Here is a 21,341-nt window from a genome sequence, read left to right as displayed (position 1 = left end):
GCTTAAATTACTGAAGGTAGTAAAGTCTTATTTCAAAATTGTACTGAAAAGTTACTACATAGAGTCTCTTTGTGGGCCGCCAGCCTTGATCTGTCCCCACAAAACAAAAATAAATAAAATTACATTCTCAATTTAGCGGACATACGCGTATGAATACCCTAGAAAAGGTTCAAAAAAGCCTCACCCATTTTAGTAAATCAGAACGCAAAGTTGCAGAGGTGATCTTAGCATCACCACAGACAGCTATACATTCTAGCATCGCCACACTGGCTAAGATGGCAGATGTCAGTGAACCTACTGTGAATCGTTTCTGCCGCCGCTTAGATACTAAAGGCTTCCCTGATTTTAAGTTACATCTAGCGCAAAGTCTTGCGAACGGTACTCCTTATGTGAGCCGCCACGTTGAAGAAGATGATTCGACTGAGTCGTATACAACAAAAATCTTCGAATCTTCAATGGCTTCGCTTGATACCGCACGTCAAAGTTTAGATATTTCAGCCATAAACAAAGCGGTTGATATACTTACTCAAGCTAAGACTATTTCCTTTTTTGGCCTAGGCGCATCCGCTTCTGTTGCCCATGACGCCCAAAACAAATTCTTCCGTTTTAATGTACCTGTCATCTGTTTTGACGATGTTCTAATGCAACGCATGAGCTGTATCAACAGCAATGAAGGTGATGTTGTTGTATTAATTTCCCACACAGGCCGCACTAAGTCATTGATTGAGATAGCACGTTTAGCGAGAGAAAACGGTGCAGCTGTGATTGGTATTACCGCCCGCAACTCGCCTTTGTCGATGGAATGTACGCTGCCCGTGACAATGGAAGTGCCAGAAGATACCGACATGTATTTACCTATGGCCTCGCGTTTAGCCCAATTAGTCACTATAGATGTATTGGCAACCGGCTTTACCTTACGCAGAGGTCCACGTTTCCGCGATAATTTGAAACGGGTGAAAGAAGTATTAAAAGAGTCTCGCATCAATAAAGATCCGATACTGTAACTCACTTCCTTTTCTAAAAATGGCTAGTGTTGATCCTTAACCTAGCCATTTATCGTGCAAATATCAGCGATACCTCACAATTTTCATACATAACTTTAGATCAATTTGATTGTAACTTTACTACATAATCTGGAATTGCATGGTAATATAGGCCCAAGATTTTTTTTAACTTTAACGGAGTATCCTTATGTTCCGCAGAACCAAAATCGTCACCACTCTAGGTCCCGCTACCGATCGTGATGATAATCTACGCCGCATCATCGCGGCAGGTGCAAACGTTGTACGTCTTAATTTCTCCCACGGTTCCCCAGAAGATCACTTAAAACGAGCCACTCAAGCGCGCGAAATCGCTAAAGAGTTGGGCGTTCATGTGGCTATTCTGGGTGACTTACAAGGCCCTAAAATCCGCGTTTCTACTTTCAAAGACAATAAGAAAGTGCAACTGGTGTTAGGTCAAGCCTACGTGCTTGATGCCGAGTTAGCAAAAGGTGAAGGCGACGAGACCCAAGTGGGTATCGATTACAAGCAATTGCCTGATGATGTGACTGTCGGCGATATCCTGATGTTAGATGATGGCCGTGTTCAATTACGCGTTGAGCGTGTTGAAGGCCGTAAAGTGCACACCACAGTGACTGTGGCTGGCCCTTTATCTAACAACAAAGGTATTAACAAGCAAGGCGGCGGACTTTCTGCTGCAGCGCTGACCGAAAAAGACAAAGCTGACATTCTGACTGCGGCATTGATCCAAGTGGATTATTTAGCCGTCTCGTTCCCACGCAGTGGTGCTGATTTAGATTACGCCCGTGATCTTGCCCGTCAAGCCGGTTGTAACGCCTTGATCGTGGCTAAAGTTGAACGCGCTGAAGCCGTCGCAACCGATGCGGCTATGGATGATGTGATCTTAGCATCTGACGTTGTCATGGTTGCCCGTGGTGACTTAGGTGTTGAAATTGGTGATGCTGCACTCGTTGCGGTGCAGAAGAAGTTAATCGCCCGTTCACGTCAACTGAATAAAGTCGTCATCACGGCCACTCAGATGATGGAATCGATGATTTCAAGCCCAATGCCAACCCGCGCCGAAGTAATGGACGTGGCGAACGCTGTGCTTGATGGTACCGATGCTGTGATGTTATCTGCTGAAACCGCTGCCGGTGACTTCCCAGAAGAAACCGTTAAGGCAATGGCAAACGTCTGTGTTGGCGCTGAATCTCACCCAAGTGTGATTGTGTCTAAGCATAGATTAGATGTGCGTTTCACTTCAGTTGAAGAAACGATTGCACTATCGACTATGTATGCGGCTAACCACCTTGAAGGCGTTAAGGCGATTATTGCTTTGACTGAATCGGGTGCGACTCCACAGTTGATGTCACGCATCAGTTCTGCACTGCCGATCTTAGGTTTATCACGTCACGCAACAACCCTAGCCAAAATGGCCTTGTACCGCGGCGTGTTACCAATCTACTTCGATTCAACTATCCACCCAGCCGATGAGCTAGCGCAAAAAGCGTTAGAAGCATTAACTGCTGCAGGTTATTTGAATAGTGGTGATATGGTGCTGATGACCAAAGGCGATGCAATGGAAACGATTGGCGGCACTAACACCTGTAAAGTGTTGATCGTAGCTTAAATTGCTTTAGCTTTATCTAACGACTAAAGCGCGTTAGAAAAAGCCAATAAAAAACCACCTCATGAAGGTGGTTTTTTTATATCTGCAGTTCTCTGTAAATGCTGTTATCTGTAAGTGCTGTTATCTGTAAGTGCTGATTTCTGTTGGTGCTAATTTGTCGTTCTCTCATTGCTGAGGGAAATCCAAGCGGCCCAAGCGGAGTAATCATTGAACTTAATACCGCTTAGACCAGACCGCACTAACATTAAACGCTAACATCAAACACTAGCAATCATTATAATGCTTCGAAATCATTCACATTAATTGCCGCTAAGCGCAGCTTATCAGCATGCTGCAATTTTTGCTCTTCATCGGCAGTAATAATACCTGTCTCGAGTGCTTTTGCAAACAAGACGAGATTAGGCACTTTGGCTGGCAGTTCACCGGCACGCTGCGCTTTCTTCAGTTTTTTATAAATATCTTTACAGGCATATTGCGCAACAAACGCTTGCTCAACTTCTGCAATACCGCCTTTATCTCCTTCAAATTCAGGACATAAGAAGGTAATACGGTCACGAGCAGGGCCAGGCTTCAACATGCCGCCGACTAAATCGGTCGCCATTTTATCGCTCGGCGCATTGAAGTGATTACCCAGCGGGAAGATTAAGCCGCGCAGTAACCATGCCACAGGACGGCTCGGGAAGTTACGGATCGTGTCTTCCATTGCTTTTGCCGCTAAGTGCAAACGATTGGCCATTACGTAACGTACTGCGGGTAAATCGTCCTGTTGACGGCCATTGTCTTCAAACAACTTCAAGGTTGCTGAGCCTAAATACAACTGGCTGAGCACATCGCCCATACGTGCCGACAGCATTTCTTTGCGTTTTAAATCGCCGCCCATGATCAGCATGGATAAATCTGTCATTAAGGCTAATGCAGATGAAATACGCGACATATCTTTATAGTACTGCTTAGTTTCACCGCTCACTGGCGCACTGCCAAAACGGCTACCACTTAACGCGCTAAACAACGCACTGAAAGCATTACGCGTGGCATAACCCATGTGGCCCATTAATAGCGCATCAAAACGCTCTAAGGCTTCATGTTGGTTTTCCATCGCAGCGGCTTCCATTTCGGCAAGCACGTATGGATGGCAGCGAGTCGCACCTTGACCAAAAATCATCAAGGAGCGGGTTAGAATGTTCGCGCCTTCCACAGTGATCGAAATCGGATTCGACATATAAGGGTGGCCTAAATAGTTTTTAGGTCCTAATTGAATGCCCTTACCCGATTGAATATCCATGGCATCGTTCATCACAGAACGGCCTAATTCAGTCATGTGGTACTTAGCAATCGCAGTCACAACCGAAGGTTTAACTTTAAGATCGATACCCGTAGTCGTTAAACGGCGTGCGGCTTCTAACTGATAAGTGTTGGCAATAATACGTGCCAGCGCTTCTTGCACACCTTCAAACTGGCCAATCGCCATACCAAACTGATGACGCACATAGCTGTAAGCCGTTGTCGTCTTCGTCGCCATGTGACCAGAAGCCGTTGCCAGTGCAGGTAATGAAATACCGCGGCCCGCCGACAAACACTCAACCAGCATACGCCAGCCTTTACCAGCAAATTCAGGGCCACCGATAATCCAATCCAGCGGGATAAACACTTCTTTACCTTGGGTGGTACCGTTCATAAACGCCATACCTAGCGGATTATGACGACGACCAATAACCACACCAGGATGATCCGTTGGGATCAACGCACAGGTAATGCCTAAGTTTTTCTTATCACCAAGCAGACCTTCTGGATCGCGCATTTGGAAGGCTAAACCCAGAACCGTCGCTACAGGCGCCAGCGTGATATAACGCTTATCCCAAGTCAGTTTTAGCCCGAGCATCTCTTCGCCATTGAAGGTATCACGGCACACAATACCCACATCAGGTATAGCGCCGGCATCACTGCCCGCTTCTGGACCAGTTAACGCAAAACAAGGAATTTCATCGCCTTTAGCTAAAGCAGGTAACCAACGTTCTTTCTGCTCACTCGTACCATAATGGGTCAACAACTCACCAGGGCCTAAAGAGTTCGGCACCATTACGGTCACAGCGGCGCTTACGCTGCGGCTGGCTAATTTGCTGACAATGGTAGAGTTAGCATAGGCAGAGAAAGCTTTACCACCGAATTTCTTCGGAATGATCAGGGCGAAGAAACCTTCTTTCTTGAAGTATTCCCACAACTCTGGCGGTAAATCTTTACGGTTATGCACTATGTCGAAATCATCGATCATCGTCAGTGCTGTCATTACTTGATTATCGATAAAGTCTTTTTCTTCAGCGCTCAGTGTCGGTTTACCGTAGCTGTGCAAGGTATTCCAGTTAGGATTTCCGCGGAATAACTCCCCTTCCCACCAGACATCACCGGCTTCCATCGCTTCGCGCTCGGTATCTGAAAGTGGCGGCAAGACCTTCTTGAAAAAACTAAAAACTGGGCGGGTAATAAACTGCATCCGGATATTTTTCACCGCAAACAACACGACAATGGCTATCAGGGCAAGAATTATAATCGTCAACATTATCAAGACCTTTTAATTAAGAAGAAACGGGGACTGATACGCCAGCCGCCATGTATGGGATCACTTTACGGATCACGGCTTCGATGTCGTTATGCTCACCAAACTCAGCAGCAGCGATATCGTTTAGGGCATCGGCGGACGCCATAGTGAATACGATAGTGCCTAAGGTAAAGTGTAAACGCCAAAACATTTCAGCGGGTGGAATATGTGGCGCACTGGCCGACACGGCTTTAACAAAAGCATCGAGATGCTGGCCGTAATGGGTAGTGATAAACCAACGTAAATGCCCTTGGCTTTCGATATAGCCGCGGCCTAAAAGCTGCAGGAAGATCGTGGTGCCTTCGGTACGTAGCGCGTTTAAATCCAATAAAGGATCGACCAGCGAAGACAAAATTTCTTCGAGTGTTGCTTGTGCTGGCGCGGCATTTAAGCGATTAATTTGGTTTGAAGCCGCAGGCATAAACACGTCTAAATAACGCGCTAATACTGCACGGATCAGCTCTTTTTTAGAACCAAAGTGATAATTGACCGATGCTAAATTCACCTCAGCCTTACTGGTGATGAGTCGCAACGAGGTCTCAGAAAAGCCCCGTTCGGCGAACAGTTTTTCTGCGGCATCAAGTATTCTAGTTTTTGTATCGGATCGACTTGCCATTCCGTGACCTTGAAATAATTTAAAACACTCGTTTAAATTAAACATTGGCACCACGGATGTCAAACTAAAATTGGACAAACTCACCGCTTTCTAGCCTGCATACCCACTGCATGTCGAACATCTACGAATTAAGTGTGACCAACAAGCCCATTAACCCTTGTGCAATACCCCTTCGCTTTAGGTAAACTGCGTAACACAAAAACAACAAGGACAAGTAGACATGGTTATTTCATTAAATCGTCGCAGTAAAATCGCCCTCACAGTCGCCTTAGCGCTGGGATTAACGGCCTGTAATGATGCACAAAGCAAAACCGACAAGCCTGCTAGCACTGAAGCGGCTGTCATCAATACCGCCCCAGATAAAGCACAAGCCATTGCTTTTATTAACGATGCTGAAGCCAAAATGGCTGAATTGTCGATTGAATCTAATCGCGCCGAGTGGATTTACAGCAACTTTATTACCGATGATACCGCGGCTCTGTCTGCCGCAGTCGGTGAAAAGGTCAGCGCAGCGTCGGTAAAATTTGCAACAGAGGCGGCTAAGTACGCCAATGTGCAGCTCGATCCCGTTAATGCCCGCAAACTCAATATATTACGCAGTGCGTTAGTATTGCCCGCCCCGCTCGATCCTGCGAAAAATGCCGAGCTTGCGCAAATTAGCTCAGAGTTAAATGGCTTATACGGCAAAGGCAAATACTGTTTTGCCGACGGTAAGTGTATGAGCCAGCCTGAGCTATCGAGCTTGATGGCCGAATCACGGGATCCCGCAACCTTGCTAGAAGCGTGGAAAGGCTGGCGTGAAATTGCCAAACCCATGCGTCCCTTGTTTCAACGTGAAGTGGAACTGGCCAATGAAGGCGCGAAGGATCTTGGTTATGCAAACCTGTCTGAGCTATGGCGTAGTCAATATGATATGAAACCCGATGATTTTTCACAGGAACTCGATCGTCTTTGGGGCCAAGTGAAACCCCTTTATGAATCATTGCACTGTTACGTGCGCGGTGAACTCAATAAAGAATACGGCGATAACATCGCACCGACCACAGGACCTATCCCTGCACATTTACTCGGCAATATGTGGGCCCAGCAATGGGGCAATGTGTATGACTTAGTCGCCCCAGACAATGCCGACCCGGGTTACGATGTCACTGAACTACTGGCAAAAAATGGCTATGACGAGCATAAAATGGTGAAACAAGCCGAAGGCTTTTTCACGTCTCTAGGATTTGCGCCATTGCCAGAAAGTTTTTGGGCACGTTCTCTATTCGTACAACCAAAGGACCGTGATGTGGTTTGCCACGCCTCGGCATGGGATCTCGATAATCTCGACGATATTCGTATCAAAATGTGTATCCAAAAGACCGCCGAAGATTTTAGCGTGATCCACCACGAACTTGGACATAACTTCTATCAACGCGCTTATAAGCAGCAACCATTCCTGTTTAAAAACAGCGCCAACGATGGTTTCCATGAAGCGATTGGTGACACGATTGCGCTGTCGATCACCCCAAGCTACTTAAAACAGATTGGCTTACTAGACGAAGTACCTGATGCCTCTAAGGATATTGGGCTTTTACTAAAGCAAGCTTTAGATAAAATCGCCTTCTTGCCCTTTGGTCTAATGATAGATCAGTGGCGCTGGAAAGTGTTTAGTGGTGAAATCACGCCTGCCCAATATAACCAAGCATGGTGGGATCTCAGGGAAAAATACCAAGGCGTAAAAGCACCGACGAAGCGCAGCGAAGCTGACTTTGATCCAGGCGCTAAATACCATGTGCCAGGTAATGTGCCTTACACCCGCTACTTCCTCGCGCATATTCTGCAATTCCAGTTCCATCAAGCGCTGTGTGAAACTGCGGGCGATAAAGGTCCGGTTCATAGATGCAGTATTTATGGCAATCAAGCTGCGGGAGAGAAACTCAATAAGATGCTCGAGTTAGGTTTAAGTAAGCCATGGCCTGAAGCATTGAAAGAAGTCACAGGCAAAGAAGCCATGGATGCCAAAGCTGTGCTCGATTACTTCGCGCCGCTTAAAACATGGTTAGATGAGCAAAATACCGCCGCAAATCGCCAATGTGGTTGGTAATGACGCGTTAAGTCATCGCCAAATTGCATAAAGCAAAATGCCCAACGAGATTGGGCATTTTTATTCCATGTTATTTCTTCAATACTTTTTATCAAATACTGGGCCTGTTTTGGTCTAACGCAAACCCATGCCTTTACGATTGGCTTCACGGTTCTCAAGCTTGAGCTGTTCAGACTTAGTTAACATCACATACAGCGCCCCAGTGCCGCCCTGCTCAGTTTTCGCCGAATGATAGGCCAGCACCATATCCAGTTGTGATAACCAACAACACACAGCGGATTTGAGTAATCCAGCAAAGGGTTGACTCTGATAACCTTTACCGTGGATCAACATCACACACCGCTCACCGTGCGCCTGCGCTGCCAGTAAGTAGTTGAGTACGGCCTCGCGAGCTTGATTAAGCCGATAGGCATGCACATCGAGCTCCATCTTGATACTGTATTGCCCCATTCGGAGTCGTTTAAAAACGCCGCCTTGTACCCCTTCACGTTTAAAGCTGACAATGTCATCCGGCGCTTGCTGCACAAACGCTTTCAAATCCAGTGGCATACACGCTAAATAAGCTTCCCTTTGTAAGGCATCGCGTCTGTGGATTTGCTCTGCCGTTAACGCTTTGGGCGCGAAACTCACCGCAGGCACCTCGCCTTTCAGTGGTACAACTCCGGCCATTTCCTCAAAAAACAGTGCTGATTCATCATCCAGCATGGCAAGCTCCTTTACTTCACACTCTTGTACAGAAACACACTTTGTAATCATTCAAGGCTTTAGTTCAGCGGGCGGCTCCATTATAGTGACGCCATGATTGCCAGATTAGAATAAAGTAATGAAATTTTTGCCGCTAGTCCTGATGTGCCTATTGTCGCTGCCAAGCTTAGCCAATCCAGCTAAAACGCATACAAAATCCACCGATGATCAATTGATCAACGCTAATTATCCTTTATTTATTAGCGCTTTTAATCAATTGTCCCCTGAAGTGACCCGTGAGATTTATGCCGATGACGCTAGCTACTTGTCTGAGAGTCAAAGTAAAGAAATTTACTATGGCCGAGATAATATCGTCGCGATTTACCAAAAGTTTTTCGATAAAATCCGCGCGAAGAAAGCCACTATCGACGTCGATTTTCGCATCACCAAGCGTAAAATTATCGGCGATGGAGCCATAGATACTGGCTATTATTTGGTTCGATTTTACCCAGCAAAAGAAACGGGCGAACCTGTGAGTGAATTTGCAGGCAAATTTGCCATTGGTACAGAAAAAGTCTCAGCGACCCAATGGAAAGTGAGCTTAGACACCAATAATCGTGCAGAACCTAGCTATTATCTGAATGCGAAACCCGTACCTAACTTGTATTATGGTCGCCAGTTTCCGCCTTTACCTGCGGGTAAGAAATTACCCTAAGTTTTGTGCTGACGCTATTTAACGCATTCAGATACATGCTTAATGCATTAAAATAAAAGTATAATGCGTTAAAATAAAAGCCTAATTTATTGAAACAAATCATCATTTAATCGATACCGCAAAGAAAACATGATTACAACTGAACAAAACTGCCCCTGTGGCAGTAGCAAACGCTATCAAGATTGCTGCAATCCACTGCATATTCATGTCGATTCTGGGCAAGTCGTTGCGCACACGCCCGAGCAACTCATGCGCTCACGTTACTGCGCATTTGTGTTGAAAAATTTTGATTACATTTTGAAAACACATCATCCCGAGTACCTAAACTGCCTCACCCTAGCAAGTTTGAATACTGGCCCTCACCCACATTGGCTAGGACTAGAAGTACTCAGCAGCAGTGAAACACCCGCCCACATCTCACAAGCTGTGAGTCAAGCAATCGCTGAACAAAGACATGGCACAGTGACATTTAAGGCTTGGTACAAACTCGAAGGTGAAATTGATGCTATCTATGAGCGTTCAGAATTTATCTATCAAACGGGTCGCTGGTATTACAGCCAAGGCCAGCAAATGACGGCCAAGTTACCCGGCAGAAATGATGCTTGCGTTTGCCATAGCGGTAAAAAATTCAAACAATGCTGCTTAAAGTCTCTCTAAGTTAACATCATAAGCTGTTGCTATGAGCATGCGGCGCAATATTGTGCTGAAGAATTACAGTAATGGTTTACATCACTGATTTAACAAGCATAGAGATTAAAAATAAAGACAGGCTAGATTTAAGATTTATGTTCTAAATGCGTATGCTAGATGCGTAATCTAAGTTAGCAATCTTGCCTGCCCTTACTTTATCGAAAGTTATCAAGAGTCATCGCGAGTTATCGAAAACGGCGGTTTAAAAGCTGCTCACACCTGCTTAGTGGGTCAAGACTGAAGGGCTTTTGGCCGACAAGATAAATTGTGCAAACTCAGGCTCCCGCAATGCGGGGCTATAGAGATAGCCCTGCGCCTGATGGCAAAAGCTTTTCGCTAAAAAGGCTTCTTGCTCAAGGGTTTCAACCCCTTCTGCCGTCAAGGAGATATTCAAAGCACTCGCCATGGCGATAATAGCTGAGACAATCTCGCGGCTCTCGCGACTCACGGTGAGATCTGAAATAAACGACCGATCTATTTTGAGTTTACTGATCGGGAACTGCTTCAAATAGCGCATAGAGCTATAACCCGTGCCAAAATCGTCAATCGCGAGTCCCACGCCTAACTCAGCCAATTCTTGGCATAACAAGGTCGCATGGCGAATATCGCCCATCAACTCAGTTTCAGTGATCTCTAAAATTAACGTCTTAGGTTTCAATCGATAACGAGTTAATAGCTGCCACACCTGCTCGAATAAATTGCCACTGAAAAACTGACGGGCCGACACATTCACGTGCATTGTCATGTCCGCGTTATGGTGTTGCCACAGGTTCAACTGGCGACATGCGGCCTCTAACACCCAGCTGCCGATGGAATTAATCATCCCCGATTGCTCGGCAATATCGATAAAAGATGCGGGAAATAACACCCCTCTTTTAGGGTGATGCCAACGGATTAAAGCTTCAGCGCCAATATAGGTATTCTGCTCCAAATCCCTCAGTGGCTGATAATAAAGCTCAAACTGACGACCACGGATGGCACTGTGTAAATCGCGCTCTATCTGTGCATCTTCTTTAAATGCGCTCAATAAAGTGCTGTTAAACACTTGGATTGCTGTGCCCTTTTTCTTTTTAGCATACTGAACGGCAATATCGGCACAGGTTAACGGCGCAAACAAACTCGCCACCGAGGCGATATCAACCACAGCTAAGGCAGGCTTGGGCTCGACTTGTTCGCGACCGATTAAGATAGGCATAGCCAGATGCTGATACAGACGCGTACTAAAATAATCGAGATCGTATACTGCGTTATCATCAGTCAGCAGCACGGCAAATTCATCGCTGCCGACACGGGCAATTTCGGTGGCTTTATTGATCTCGGAAAAATGTTTCAAACGGCGGGCAATTTCAATCAATAAGCTATCGCCATTCTCATGGCCATAGGTATCGTTAAACCGCTTAAATCCAACCAGATCGACTAATAACAACAGTCCCTTATTGGTACGTTCAAGCACTCGATTAAAGTGGGTACGGTTATGTAGCCCCGTTAATCCACAGCGCCAAGCGAGTCGCTCAAGCTCTAACTTGTAGTTGTGCTCATCGGTATTTTCCTCACACGAGACCAAGGCATAATGATTGCCACGGTCGGTAATAAATTGACTCAGCACATATGTCAGCCAATAACGGCTGCCATCGGCACGGCTAAACTGCGCTTCGCCTTTGGCAATTTCGCCCCTAAAAATCTGCGCTAGGGTTTGCTCGGCTAATTGGGCATGCTGCTTAAAAAAAGCCAATTCACGGATATTTGCGCCGATTATCTGCTCACGGGGCATGCCAGTGATTTCACTGTGCGCCTGATTCACATACTCGACTTTTTCAGTATGCAGATTAATGAGCATGCTGATCTGCCGGGATTGCTCTGTTGCGCAGCGAAATAGGCTCAGGCTTTCTTCTTTGTCGTAGCTGTGTTTTGTCGCTAAGGTCAGGGCTAATTGATCTGCCATCTGGCACGCGAGGTGGATTTCGCTATCGTGCCAATGGGGAGTAAATTGCGCCCGCTCGATGCAGAGCACACCTTCCAGACGACCATTGATGCGAATGGCGATGTCGAGACTCGAATTGATGTGCCGCGGGATAAAATAGCACTCTGCCAATTCACTTAAACGGGGATCGGTCAGCGTATTGCCAGCATCGATATGGCGCAGGGTTTTAAGCTCGTGCACATAACGGGGACAAGCTTGTAATAGTTTAGGCCTATGAATGTCTTGCAACATCATAGAACCAAATTGTGCAACGAGTGTTTGGGTTTGTTGATCAGCTGAGAACGTCCACACTGACACCAAAGAAACCGTTAAATTCTGGCACAACAACTCTGTGGCTAACTCTGCTGTCTTGGTGAAATCGCCCTGCTGTTTTGCAGTTGACTGAACCAAAGACTCCAATAAATGCTGATGCTGACGTCGCTTCACGCTGATTCCCTACAAAACTTCGTGTTGGGCTAAAGGTCTTTGCTACGCGCAAACGTAGCTTGAAATGTGCAATTAAGCTGATTGAATTATTCTTATTTGGAGGCAGATTACACTATCTATTGTAAGTGCAGCAACATGTGGCACAATTTATTACAATTCAGTTAACAATTGCAGCATTTTTAGACAGTTAAAACGATTAAGCTCGAACTCTATTTGCTAAAATCTATCCGCTAAAAGTGCTGCACAAAAACTTATAAACCGTTTTCCAATTGGAAAATCATTTTCTCGGCGCTCACACCAAAGGTCAGCAGTAAATCGATACCCGCCGCCGTGGTCACAAACTCAGTTTGTACTTCAGCAAAACGAGCTTGGGCACGGCTCGCCATACTTTCTGCATCTGTTTGCGCGCTATCGCCAACAAAATTTAACGTCAATAAGGTATCGTGTTCATCAATGACGGCGCCGATATCGACAAAACTGCCACAATCGGTGCAAGTGTCATTCACTGCCGGATTCTGTGCTTCTATTATGCCTTTCATCTGTATTCCTTCTTTATAAAGCGACTGATTAACGGCATCACTAAACTATGCTCGCTAATTTATTTGCGCGGTAAGTGGCTAACTCGATAGGTTAATCAGAATTATAGGTAATTAAGCCTCAAGATAACTGGCTTTAGCTCACGCTTATTTACTGAAATGGCGCAGATTGACGCTATTGGTATTGAAGAGGACTTGCTGGAAATGGGTAACTAGGCAGAAGCGAGCAGAGGCACGAGATTACGTTGGATTGCCAATTGATCGGCAAAATGCATGATTTCAACCTTAGGCGCGCTGAGTTGGCCCCGCTGCCTGAGCTGGGTGACATGATCACAGTTACTCAGGGCCTCGGCCATTGCAACGCTCTCACCGCCTCGGATCACTAAGGCTTCCGGTCGCAGTGCCTGCTGTAATTGAAATGCCCGCGGACCTTGGGCCATAAAAATACTGCTGTTATCGACTACTGGTTCGGCAGAAGATAAATCAGCCATTAAGCTTTGCTGCGGTGGCAACTCGAACTGACGCTGTAATTTTTGCGCCATATCAAGCTCGTTTTGCCATTGAAATTGCGCCATGTCCCGTGCGTCAACGGACAGTAACGACAGCAACAGGGCGAATTCACCCCGTCTGTCGTTTTCTATCGCCGCGTTTAAGCGGGTGCCAATTTGGGCTTCGTTGACTAAAGGAACATCAATTTGCATAAAAAAACATCGTCAAAACAATTCGTTGTTAGTTAATCGACCATTTGATGCATAACTTTAGGAAAATTTTTAAATTGGGTATTTACATGCAAAAGGTTTCTGACTACTATGGCGGCCGCAATTGAGGAGGGGTTCCCGAGTGGCCAAAGGGATCAGACTGTAAATCTGACGGCTCAGCCTTCGAAGGTTCGAATCCTTCTCCCTCCACCATTTGCACTGTAAGTTTGTGAGTGTTGTTCGAAAATGATGTAGAGTTTTACAAAAGCGTTAAAGGTATTCGTGGAGGGGTTCCCGAGTGGCCAAAGGGATCAGACTGTAAATCTGACGGCTCAGCCTTCGAAGGTTCGAATCCTTCTCCCTCCACCATTTCTTTCATTATCTATACCCCTCTTGTTCAATTTCCGTTTTGTCTATCCAAGTTTTATCTGCCATAACTTCATCTATTCCTTTTGTTCTGATTACATTCTTTGTATTAAACTGCACTTCTGTTTGAAGCCATCTTTTTAGTTCGCGATATTTGTCTTTAACATCAATCACGCTTCGCGCGACTTCAAGCTAGTGACTCCAAGCAGATCCAATAAAACCGCTTTACCCGTCCCTGTGATATGCTCTGAAAATGATCCCTTTCGAAGTGACTATGATGATATCTAACACAATTCAACCGCCAGTGGACTCACACAGCGCTCACAGACTCTGCCCAACGTGGGAAGCCCTTGCGATAGGCAAGATTGAAGCGGATTTTCAGCGCAGCGCCGATACCCATTTGATTAAACTTGAATTACCTATGCTCGATGGCATAGATATTTATCTTAAAGATGAAAGTACCCACCCGACAGGAAGCTTAAAGCATCGCCTCGCCCGCTCACTCTTCCTCTATGCCCTGTGTAACGGCTGGATTAAGCAAGGCACGCCCATTATCGAATCCTCATCGGGCAGCACGGCGATTTCTGAAGCCTATTTTGCCCGCTTACTCGGTTTACCTTTTATTGCCGTGATGCCTAAAAGCACGGCTAAAAAGAAGATTGAACAGATCACTTTCTATGGAGGCCAATGTCATTTTGTCGACCATTCCAGTGAGATTTACGCCGAATCGGCGCGCCTAGCCGCGGAGCTGGGCGGCCATTACATGGATCAATTCACCTACGCCGAGCGCGCAACAGACTGGCGCGGCAATAACAATATTGCCAATTCTATTTTCAATCAGATGGAACGCGAGCCACACACAATCCCGCGTTGGATAGTGATGAGTCCGGGTACAGGCGGCACATCGGCGACCATAGGCCGCTACATCCGCTATCAAAGGTTGGCGACCCAGCTTTGCGTAGTTGATCCGCAAAACTCGGTATTTTTTGATTTTTATCAGAGCGGCGATGCCAGCTTAACCTGTTGCAATGGCAGTAAAATTGAAGGCATAGGTCGACCAAGAGTCGAGCCATCGTTTATTCCTGGCGTTGTGGATACTATGCTGCAAATCCCCGACGCAGCATCAGTGGCGACAATTCATTGGTTAGAACAACTGATTGGCCGTAAAACCGGCGCATCGACGGGCACGAACCTTTACGGTGCATTGCAACTTGCCGTACAAATGCAAGCGCGCGGAGAGCAAGGCTCAATCGTGACCCTAATTTGTGATTCGGGTGAGCGTTATCTCGATACCTATTACGATACCGAATGGATTGCAGCCAACATCGGCGATATTGCGCCCTATCAGCGCCAACTTGCGGCATTTAATCATTTTGGTCAACTAAGCGAGCTTGATTAACCGACTCGATTAAATCCCTTGAGTTGACGGTTTTAAAGTCCACCGCTAAACGTCAGCCATAAAAAACGCCCCACAGTTGTGAGGCGTTTTTTTATCGTTTATAGATTAACCCAAGAGCATTAATCAATATTCAAATACTTATGGGTTTGGATCGATAAACGCCAATTACGGGCAATACACACCTTCATCGCCAGTTCAGTCGCTCTGGGCTTTTGGCTAATCGGCTGCAGGCAAATCGTTTTCGTGGAAATATCGATGCCTTGCAGTAACTCATCCAATTCAGCAATGTGATTTTCAGTGGCGATAGGATGCTTGATCTCATTGGCACGGTTCAGCGCCTGCGCTAATACCTTATAGCCACCTTTCATGTTCACCTTGGGCGATACCGTCACCCAAGTGTCATCGGCACAATTGATGTCGAAGGTGCCACTGGTTTCGATTTGGGTAGCAAAGCCTTGGTTGTGCAAGGTTTCAGTTAATTCGCGTAAATCGTACATACAAGGCTCGCCGCCGGTGATCACTATATGGCGCGCAGTAAAACCTTTAGCATGAAAAGCTGCGATAAGACTTTGCGCCGTATGTTCTGCCCAGCGCCCAATAGTGCCGTCTACGGTAATGACTTGCTCTGGCGTCACTTTATTCACTTCAAGCACATCCCATGTCTGTTTCGTATCGCACCAAGCGCATCCCACGGGACAACCTTGCAGGCGGACAAATATGGCGGGCACTCCGGTAAAGACACCTTCACCTTGAATGGTTTCAAATACTTCGTTGACTGGGTAGTTCATGCTGGCGTTCCACTTTTCTGGGGCGGCATTTATAGTGGATTTTAGCTTGAGCTGCAAGTTTTTGCGCCGAGAAAGCCTATTTGATGCAGATCACCAGAGTTTGCAAGCCCTATGGCCTGAGTTACACTAACGGCCTATTTATAAGTGTTCTACGGTTAAGTGAAATCCTTTATGTCAACGAGCTTAGTGTCAAAACCCTTAGCGTCCAAAGCAGTGGTGGTATTCAGTGGCGGACAAGATTCGACAACCTGTCTTATCCAAGCCCTAACCCAGTACGATGAAGTTCACGGGATCACCTTTGACTACGGTCAACGTCACCGCGAAGAAATTGAAGTCGCCAAATCCTTAGCCAAACGCTTGAAGATCACCAGCCATAAAGTCATGGATGTCACCTTACTCAATGAGTTAGCGATATCGGCACTGACCCGTGATGCGATTCCCGTCTCACATGAGTTAATGGAAAATGGCCTGCCGAATACTTTTGTGCCTGGACGTAACATTCTGTTTTTAACGCTTGCGGGCATTTATGCCTATCAATTAGGCGCTGAAGCGATTATCACAGGCGTATGTGAAACCGATTTTTCTGGTTACCCAGATTGTCGCAACGATTTTGTTAAAGCGATGGAATCTGCCTTAGTTCAAGGCATGGATAAACAACTTAAGATCATCACGCCCTTAATGTGGCTCAATAAGGCACAAACCTGGGCGCTGGCGGATAAATACCAGCAACTCGATCTGGTTCGCCACCACACCCTCACTTGCTATAACGGCATCATTGGTGATGGTTGTGGCGATTGCCCTGCCTGTCATCTGCGTAAACGTGGTTTGGATGAGTACATGCAGGATAAAACCGCAGTCATGGCTTCACTCGACGCTAGCGAGCCTAAGGCATGACACGCAGTCCCTATTGGGTCGCGCTGATAGTGAGTCTGATATGTGCGGGTTTGTATGTCGCAGGCTTAGCCAGTCCTGCTGTCGACAACCTGCTCGCCTATCGCCGCAGTGCTATTGCTGATGGTGAATGGTGGCGCTTAATCAGCGGTAATTTACTTCACACGAATCAGTGGCACCTGTTGATGAATCTTGCGGGTCTTTGGGTTGTGCTGTTTTTGCATCATTTCCATTACCATCTCAAAGGCTTAAGCGCACTATTCCTCGTATTATGTTTACTAGAAGGCATAGGCTTATATTTGGGCTACCCGCAATTGCTCGGTTATGTCGGCTTAAGCGGTATGTTGCATGGCTTATTCGCCTTCGGCGCGGTTCAGGATATTGTCCGCAAGCTGCGCTCAGGCTATCTGCTGTTACTTGGCGTTATCATCAAGGTTGGCCACGAACAACTTTATGGCGCCAGCAATGATGTCACCGCCATGATAGGCGCGCGCGTGGCAACTGAGGCGCATTTGGTTGGCTTAATCTGCGGGCTGATTTGTGCTTTAGCGGTATTCATCACGTTGAAGTTTAGTCCCGTAAAAGTCTCTGCGTAATTCTCTGACAGACATAAAAAAGCCGTCGCAGCATCATTGCTGGACGGCTTTTTTAATCTTTAGCGTTAAGGTAAATCTAGGCCTTGATCAACAAGTCCCGCAGATGCTTGACTTCATCACGCATCGCCGCCGCTTGTTCGAACTCTAAGTTACGCGCATGTTCGTGCATCTTCTTCTCAAGCTGATCGATTTGATGGCTCAACTCAGTCGCATCGGCCTTATGGTAATGGGACTTAGGTTCAGCCACTTTGCCATACACAGCTTTACTGTCGCGGCCGTCATCCACATCCATCACATCGGTGATCCGTTTAACCACGCCCTTAGGTGTTATGCCGTGCTTTAAGTTGTGCGCGCGTTGGCGTTCACGACGGCGGTCAGTTTCACCAATGGCCTTCGCCATCGAATTGGTAATGCGATCGGCATAGAGAATGACTTTGCCATTAACGTTACGCGCGGCGCGGCCAATGGTTTGGATAAGCGAGCGTTCTGAGCGCAGGAAGCCCTCTTTATCCGCATCTAAAATACACACCAGTGACACTTCTGGCATGTCTAAGCCTTCGCGCAATAAGTTGATCCCAACCAACACATCAAACTTACCTAAACGCAGATCGCGGATGATCTCCACCCGTTCAACCGTGTCTATGTCCGAGTGCAAATAACGCACTTTTACACCATGCTCGTCGAGGTATTCAGTCAAATCCTCCGACATACGCTTGGTCAATGTGGTCACTAACACCCGCTCGTTAACAGCGACGCGCTTGGCGATCTCAGACAATAAATCATCCACTTGAGTCCCGACTGGGCGCACTTCTAATTCAGGATCGAGTAAACCCGTTGGCCGCACGACCTGCTCGGCAATCTCGCCTTCGCTTTTTTCCAGCTCGTAGACACTCGGTGTCGCCGACACATAAATGGTTTGCGGCATCAATTGCTCAAACTCTTCGAACTTGAGCGGTCGGTTATCCAAAGCAGACGGTAAGCGGAAACCGTATTCCACCAGTGTGGTTTTACGGGAACGGTCACCTTTGTACATGGCGCCGATTTGCGGCACAGTCACATGGGATTCGTCGATAATTAATAGACCGTCAGCAGGCAAATAGTCTAGTAAGGTTGGCGGCCCTTCCCCCGGTGCGCGGCCTGACAAATAGCGCGAGTAGTTTTCGATGCCTGAGCAGTAACCTAACTCCACCATCATTTCCACATCGTATTGCACTCGCTCATGAATACGCTGGGCTTCAATTAACTTGTTGTTATCGAGTAGATATTGCTTACGCTCACGCAGCTCTTCTTTAATAAACTCAGTGGCGGCGATGATTTTTTCCCGCGGCGTCACATAGTGAGTCTTAGGGTACACCGTCGTACGGGCGATGCGCTTAATGATATGGCCAGTTAACGGATCAAACTCGCTTAAACGCTCAATCTCATCGTCGAACAATTCAACGCGAATGGCATTACGCTCAGAATCGGCAGGGAAAACATCAATCACTTCACCACGCACGCGATAGGTACCGCGCTGTAGCTCGATATCATTGCGTTTATACTGCAATTCACTGAGACGAATTAAGATATCACGCTGCCCCATCACATCGCCTTGGCGTAGATGCAGCAGCATTTTTAAATAGGAGTCGGGATCGCCCAAACCATAAATGGCCGACACAGAAGCGATGAGCACCACATCTTTACGCTCTAATAGCGCCTTCGTCGCCGACAGGCGCATTTGCTCTATGTGGGCATTAACCGACGCGTCTTTCTCGATAAAGGTATTCGATGCAGGCACATAGGCTTCTGGCTGATAGTAATCGTAGTAAGAGACAAAATACTCAACCGCATTATGGGGAAAGAACTCTTTCATCTCGCCATAAAGCTGCGCCGCCAAGGTTTTATTAGGCGCCATGATAATCGTGGGGCGACCTAATTTTTGGATCACATTGGCAATCGTGAAGGTTTTACCTGAGCCGGTCACCCCGAGTAAGGTTTGGCAAGCTAAACCCGCTTCGAGTCCATCGACTAATTTGGCTATCGCTGTAGGTTGGTCGCCTGCGGGGGCGAATTGCGATTCAAGCTGAAAAACAGATTCTGACACGCGCACATATCCTTTTAATGAGTCGCCCCATTCTAATCAAGTCACCGACTAAGCTCCACCGTTATCCTTCCTGTCGTCAATTCAATACGCAGTAACACCGCCAGATGACAATTTAGTGGAAGAAACATGAAACTTTTAGACCAAGCCATTTTCAACGGTTTTTGCTCATAAAACACCCGCAAACTAAGCAAAAATGCCAATTTAATACACAAGAAATCAATTTCGTTCGATTACAAAATTGCAACCTTGTTTTCACCCTCAACAAAAACCACTTGCTTTTAATACTCAATTGATAATATTGAAGTTTATTTTTCCCACCCAAAATAGTGCATTTTAAGTCCGACGCCCATACTCCAAGGCTTTGACGGCCATTTATTTGGACAACTCACAGGGTTATCCACAGATTTTGTTGATAAGTCGAAATAACCGAGAAACCACGCGGGATTGGAGGCTGTCATGCACCATAACAACAGCCACTCAACATTTGGTAATTTAATTACATTTGATAAATGTTGCTACTTGTATCGATTTCACTAATTGCAATTGGCCCAGATTTTTACTTTGCAACGCGTCACTAGCTTTTAGCAACAGTTACTGCTAATTTGATAAAAGCTAAATTAAAATCAGTTACATATTGCGTGTTGAACTGGACACTTTTACTCTGACAGATAAGCAAGCAGCTAGGACTTCTCGTTTACTAGCTTGTTTGCACTAACGTTAAAACCAGCATAAAACTCAGTGATCAATGCTGTATAAATCACATTTATTTTTAATGAGTCTACTTATCAACATTGAGATACGCGTCATCGCCATTAATAGTTCACTTTTACTGTAAAGGTATTCTATATATGCGGCAGAAAGATAGAGCTGAAAGGCAGCTTAACTCTTAACTTACTCACTGTTCACTTTTGATAGTTCATAGTTGATAGTTGATAGCCAATGATTCATCGATCATGGTGACTTACCCAGCACCTAGAAAGAAGCTTTACTTAATCGTCTACCTTACGCCAACAAGCCTAACGGTTTAACCCAATCGTTATTTACCGCTAATTCAATCCCCTTTTCATGCTGCCCAATAACTTCACTCCGCATCGCTATCTCAACTCATATTGTTTACCCAATGCTTATCAATCTGCTAAAAAGATGCGATAAACCCGAAGCGATAGCTGGCGGCACTACAGCTTTAAGCTGTTTAAGCCTATTCATTGGCCTTAAGCTCGGCTGATTTCTAAAAAGCGCTTATTTTTAACGAGAGATTTCAATTTCATAGAAATTTCACTCCGCAAACGATGGCGTCGTTCAAAGCTATATTGCGAATTGTTAAGTGGTTTTTCACTAAAAATGTCGAATTCTGCACCACGATGCACATTAGATGAGCACTTAACAGCATAATTACACTTTTTTTAGTAACTCGAGTTGACTCATCCCACAGAGCGTTTTACTATGCGCTCCGTTCTCAACGAGTCGCTACGACTGTGTGAAACAATTCCCCTGTAGTTCAGTCGGTAGAACGGCGGACTGTTAATCCGTATGTCACTGGTTCAAGTCCAGTCAGGGGAGCC

Annotated in this window: 17 protein-coding genes and 3 tRNA genes; 11 read left to right on the top strand and 9 right to left on the bottom strand. The window is 46.2% G+C overall.

Translation table 11 applies throughout. From position 1 onward, the window contains the following. Positions 1–149 precede the first annotated feature (149 nt). Entirely contained in the window at positions 150–1,004 is an 855-nt protein-coding gene (locus BM607_RS05225; RefSeq protein WP_006081563.1) for a MurR/RpiR family transcriptional regulator, read from the top strand. Between the two features lie 187 nt (positions 1,005–1,191). Next, positions 1,192–2,631 carry a pyruvate kinase gene (gene pyk, locus BM607_RS05220; RefSeq protein WP_006081562.1) on the top strand — a complete coding sequence of 480 codons (1,440 nt, stop codon included), beginning with the start codon at positions 1,192–1,194 and terminating at the stop codon, positions 2,629–2,631. Between the two features lie 274 nt (positions 2,632–2,905). Here the strand turns inward: pyk and BM607_RS05215 are convergent, their stop codons facing one another. Together BM607_RS05215 and BM607_RS05210 are read right to left on the bottom strand one after the other, a co-directional pair. Beyond that, entirely contained in the window at positions 2,906–5,185 is a 2,280-nt protein-coding gene (locus BM607_RS05215) for an acyl-CoA dehydrogenase (RefSeq protein WP_071939811.1), read from the bottom strand. Positions 5,186–5,201: 16 nt separating this feature from the next. Further along, positions 5,202–5,840 carry a TetR/AcrR family transcriptional regulator gene (locus BM607_RS05210; RefSeq protein ID WP_006081559.1) on the bottom strand — a complete coding sequence of 213 codons (639 nt, stop codon included), beginning with the start codon at positions 5,838–5,840 and terminating at the stop codon, positions 5,202–5,204. Positions 5,841–6,060: 220 nt separating this feature from the next. Between BM607_RS05210 and BM607_RS05205 the strand changes: the two genes are divergently transcribed. Further along, positions 6,061–7,926 (top strand): M2 family metallopeptidase, encoded by a 1,866-nt coding sequence (locus BM607_RS05205; protein ID WP_071939810.1) that lies wholly within the window; start codon positions 6,061–6,063, stop codon positions 7,924–7,926. Positions 7,927–8,040: 114 nt separating this feature from the next. Here the strand turns inward: BM607_RS05205 and smrA are convergent, their stop codons facing one another. Then, a complete protein-coding gene (smrA, locus tag BM607_RS05200; protein WP_071939809.1) occupies positions 8,041–8,631 on the bottom strand; it encodes a DNA endonuclease SmrA in 591 nt (196 codons plus the stop codon). A gap of 118 nt (positions 8,632–8,749) precedes the next feature. Between smrA and BM607_RS05195 the strand changes: the two genes are divergently transcribed. After that, on the top strand, positions 8,750–9,325 hold the full coding sequence (locus tag BM607_RS05195; protein ID WP_006087192.1) for a nuclear transport factor 2 family protein: 576 nt from the start codon (positions 8,750–8,752) through the stop codon (positions 9,323–9,325). A 129-nt stretch (positions 9,326–9,454) separates the two neighbouring features. After that, on the top strand, positions 9,455–9,982 hold the full coding sequence (locus BM607_RS05190) for a YchJ family protein (protein WP_071939808.1): 528 nt from the start codon (positions 9,455–9,457) through the stop codon (positions 9,980–9,982). 256 nt (positions 9,983–10,238) lie between these two features. Here the strand turns inward: BM607_RS05190 and BM607_RS05185 are convergent, their stop codons facing one another. The 3 genes from BM607_RS05185 to BM607_RS05175 all read right to left on the bottom strand — a co-directional run bounded on the left by BM607_RS05185 (position 10,239) and on the right by BM607_RS05175 (position 13,659). Next, complete coding sequence (locus BM607_RS05185; RefSeq protein WP_071939807.1) at positions 10,239–12,422, bottom strand: EAL domain-containing protein; 2,184 nt, start codon at positions 12,420–12,422, stop codon at positions 10,239–10,241. 251 nt (positions 12,423–12,673) lie between these two features. Then, positions 12,674–12,961: a DUF406 family protein gene (locus BM607_RS05180; protein ID WP_006081553.1), complete on the bottom strand. Its 288-nt coding sequence runs from the start codon at positions 12,959–12,961 to the stop codon at positions 12,674–12,676. A gap of 209 nt (positions 12,962–13,170) precedes the next feature. Beyond that, a complete protein-coding gene (locus tag BM607_RS05175) occupies positions 13,171–13,659 on the bottom strand; it encodes a VC2046/SO_2500 family protein (protein ID WP_006081552.1) in 489 nt (162 codons plus the stop codon). A gap of 125 nt (positions 13,660–13,784) precedes the next feature. Here BM607_RS05175 and BM607_RS05170 point away from each other — a divergent pair. Both BM607_RS05170 and BM607_RS05165 read left to right on the top strand, forming a co-directional pair. After that, a tRNA-Tyr gene (locus BM607_RS05170) sits at positions 13,785–13,869 on the top strand. A 71-nt stretch (positions 13,870–13,940) separates the two neighbouring features. Then, a tRNA-Tyr gene (locus BM607_RS05165) sits at positions 13,941–14,025 on the top strand. Positions 14,026–14,034: 9 nt separating this feature from the next. On the opposite strand, the gene BM607_RS21895 is transcribed toward BM607_RS05165, so the two are convergent. Next, a complete protein-coding gene (locus BM607_RS21895; RefSeq protein ID WP_159049125.1) occupies positions 14,035–14,196 on the bottom strand; it encodes a hypothetical protein in 162 nt (53 codons plus the stop codon). A gap of 79 nt (positions 14,197–14,275) precedes the next feature. On the opposite strand from BM607_RS21895, the gene BM607_RS05160 reads away from it, so the two are divergent. Beyond that, complete coding sequence (locus BM607_RS05160; RefSeq protein WP_071939806.1) at positions 14,276–15,421, top strand: PLP-dependent cysteine synthase family protein; 1,146 nt, start codon at positions 14,276–14,278, stop codon at positions 15,419–15,421. A gap of 119 nt (positions 15,422–15,540) precedes the next feature. Here the strand turns inward: BM607_RS05160 and queE are convergent, their stop codons facing one another. Further along, on the bottom strand, positions 15,541–16,209 hold the full coding sequence (queE, locus tag BM607_RS05155) for a 7-carboxy-7-deazaguanine synthase QueE (protein WP_071939805.1): 669 nt from the start codon (positions 16,207–16,209) through the stop codon (positions 15,541–15,543). 171 nt (positions 16,210–16,380) lie between these two features. On the opposite strand from queE, the gene queC reads away from it, so the two are divergent. Together queC and rrtA are read left to right on the top strand one after the other, a co-directional pair. Continuing rightward, the gene (queC, locus tag BM607_RS05150) at positions 16,381–17,103 is read left to right on the top strand and encodes a 7-cyano-7-deazaguanine synthase QueC (protein WP_071939804.1); all 723 of its coding nucleotides are present in this window, start codon (positions 16,381–16,383) and stop codon (positions 17,101–17,103) included. Beyond that, entirely contained in the window at positions 17,100–17,696 is a 597-nt protein-coding gene (rrtA, locus tag BM607_RS05145) for a rhombosortase (RefSeq protein ID WP_071939803.1), read from the top strand. Before queC ends, rrtA begins: the two co-directional genes overlap by 4 nt. Positions 17,697–17,772: 76 nt before the next feature. Here the strand turns inward: rrtA and uvrB are convergent, their stop codons facing one another. After that, a complete protein-coding gene (gene uvrB, locus BM607_RS05140; protein WP_006081546.1) occupies positions 17,773–19,779 on the bottom strand; it encodes an excinuclease ABC subunit UvrB in 2,007 nt (668 codons plus the stop codon). A 1,487-nt stretch (positions 19,780–21,266) separates the two neighbouring features. Between uvrB and BM607_RS05135 the strand changes: the two genes are divergently transcribed. Beyond that, a tRNA-Asn gene (locus BM607_RS05135) sits at positions 21,267–21,339 on the top strand. Positions 21,340–21,341: the final 2 nt, after the last annotated feature.

It is taken from the genome of Shewanella sp. SACH (assembly GCF_001887095.2).
Taxonomy (GTDB): domain Bacteria; phylum Pseudomonadota; class Gammaproteobacteria; order Enterobacterales; family Shewanellaceae; genus Shewanella; species Shewanella baltica.
This window is presented reverse-complemented; position numbering and strand designations above follow the sequence as displayed.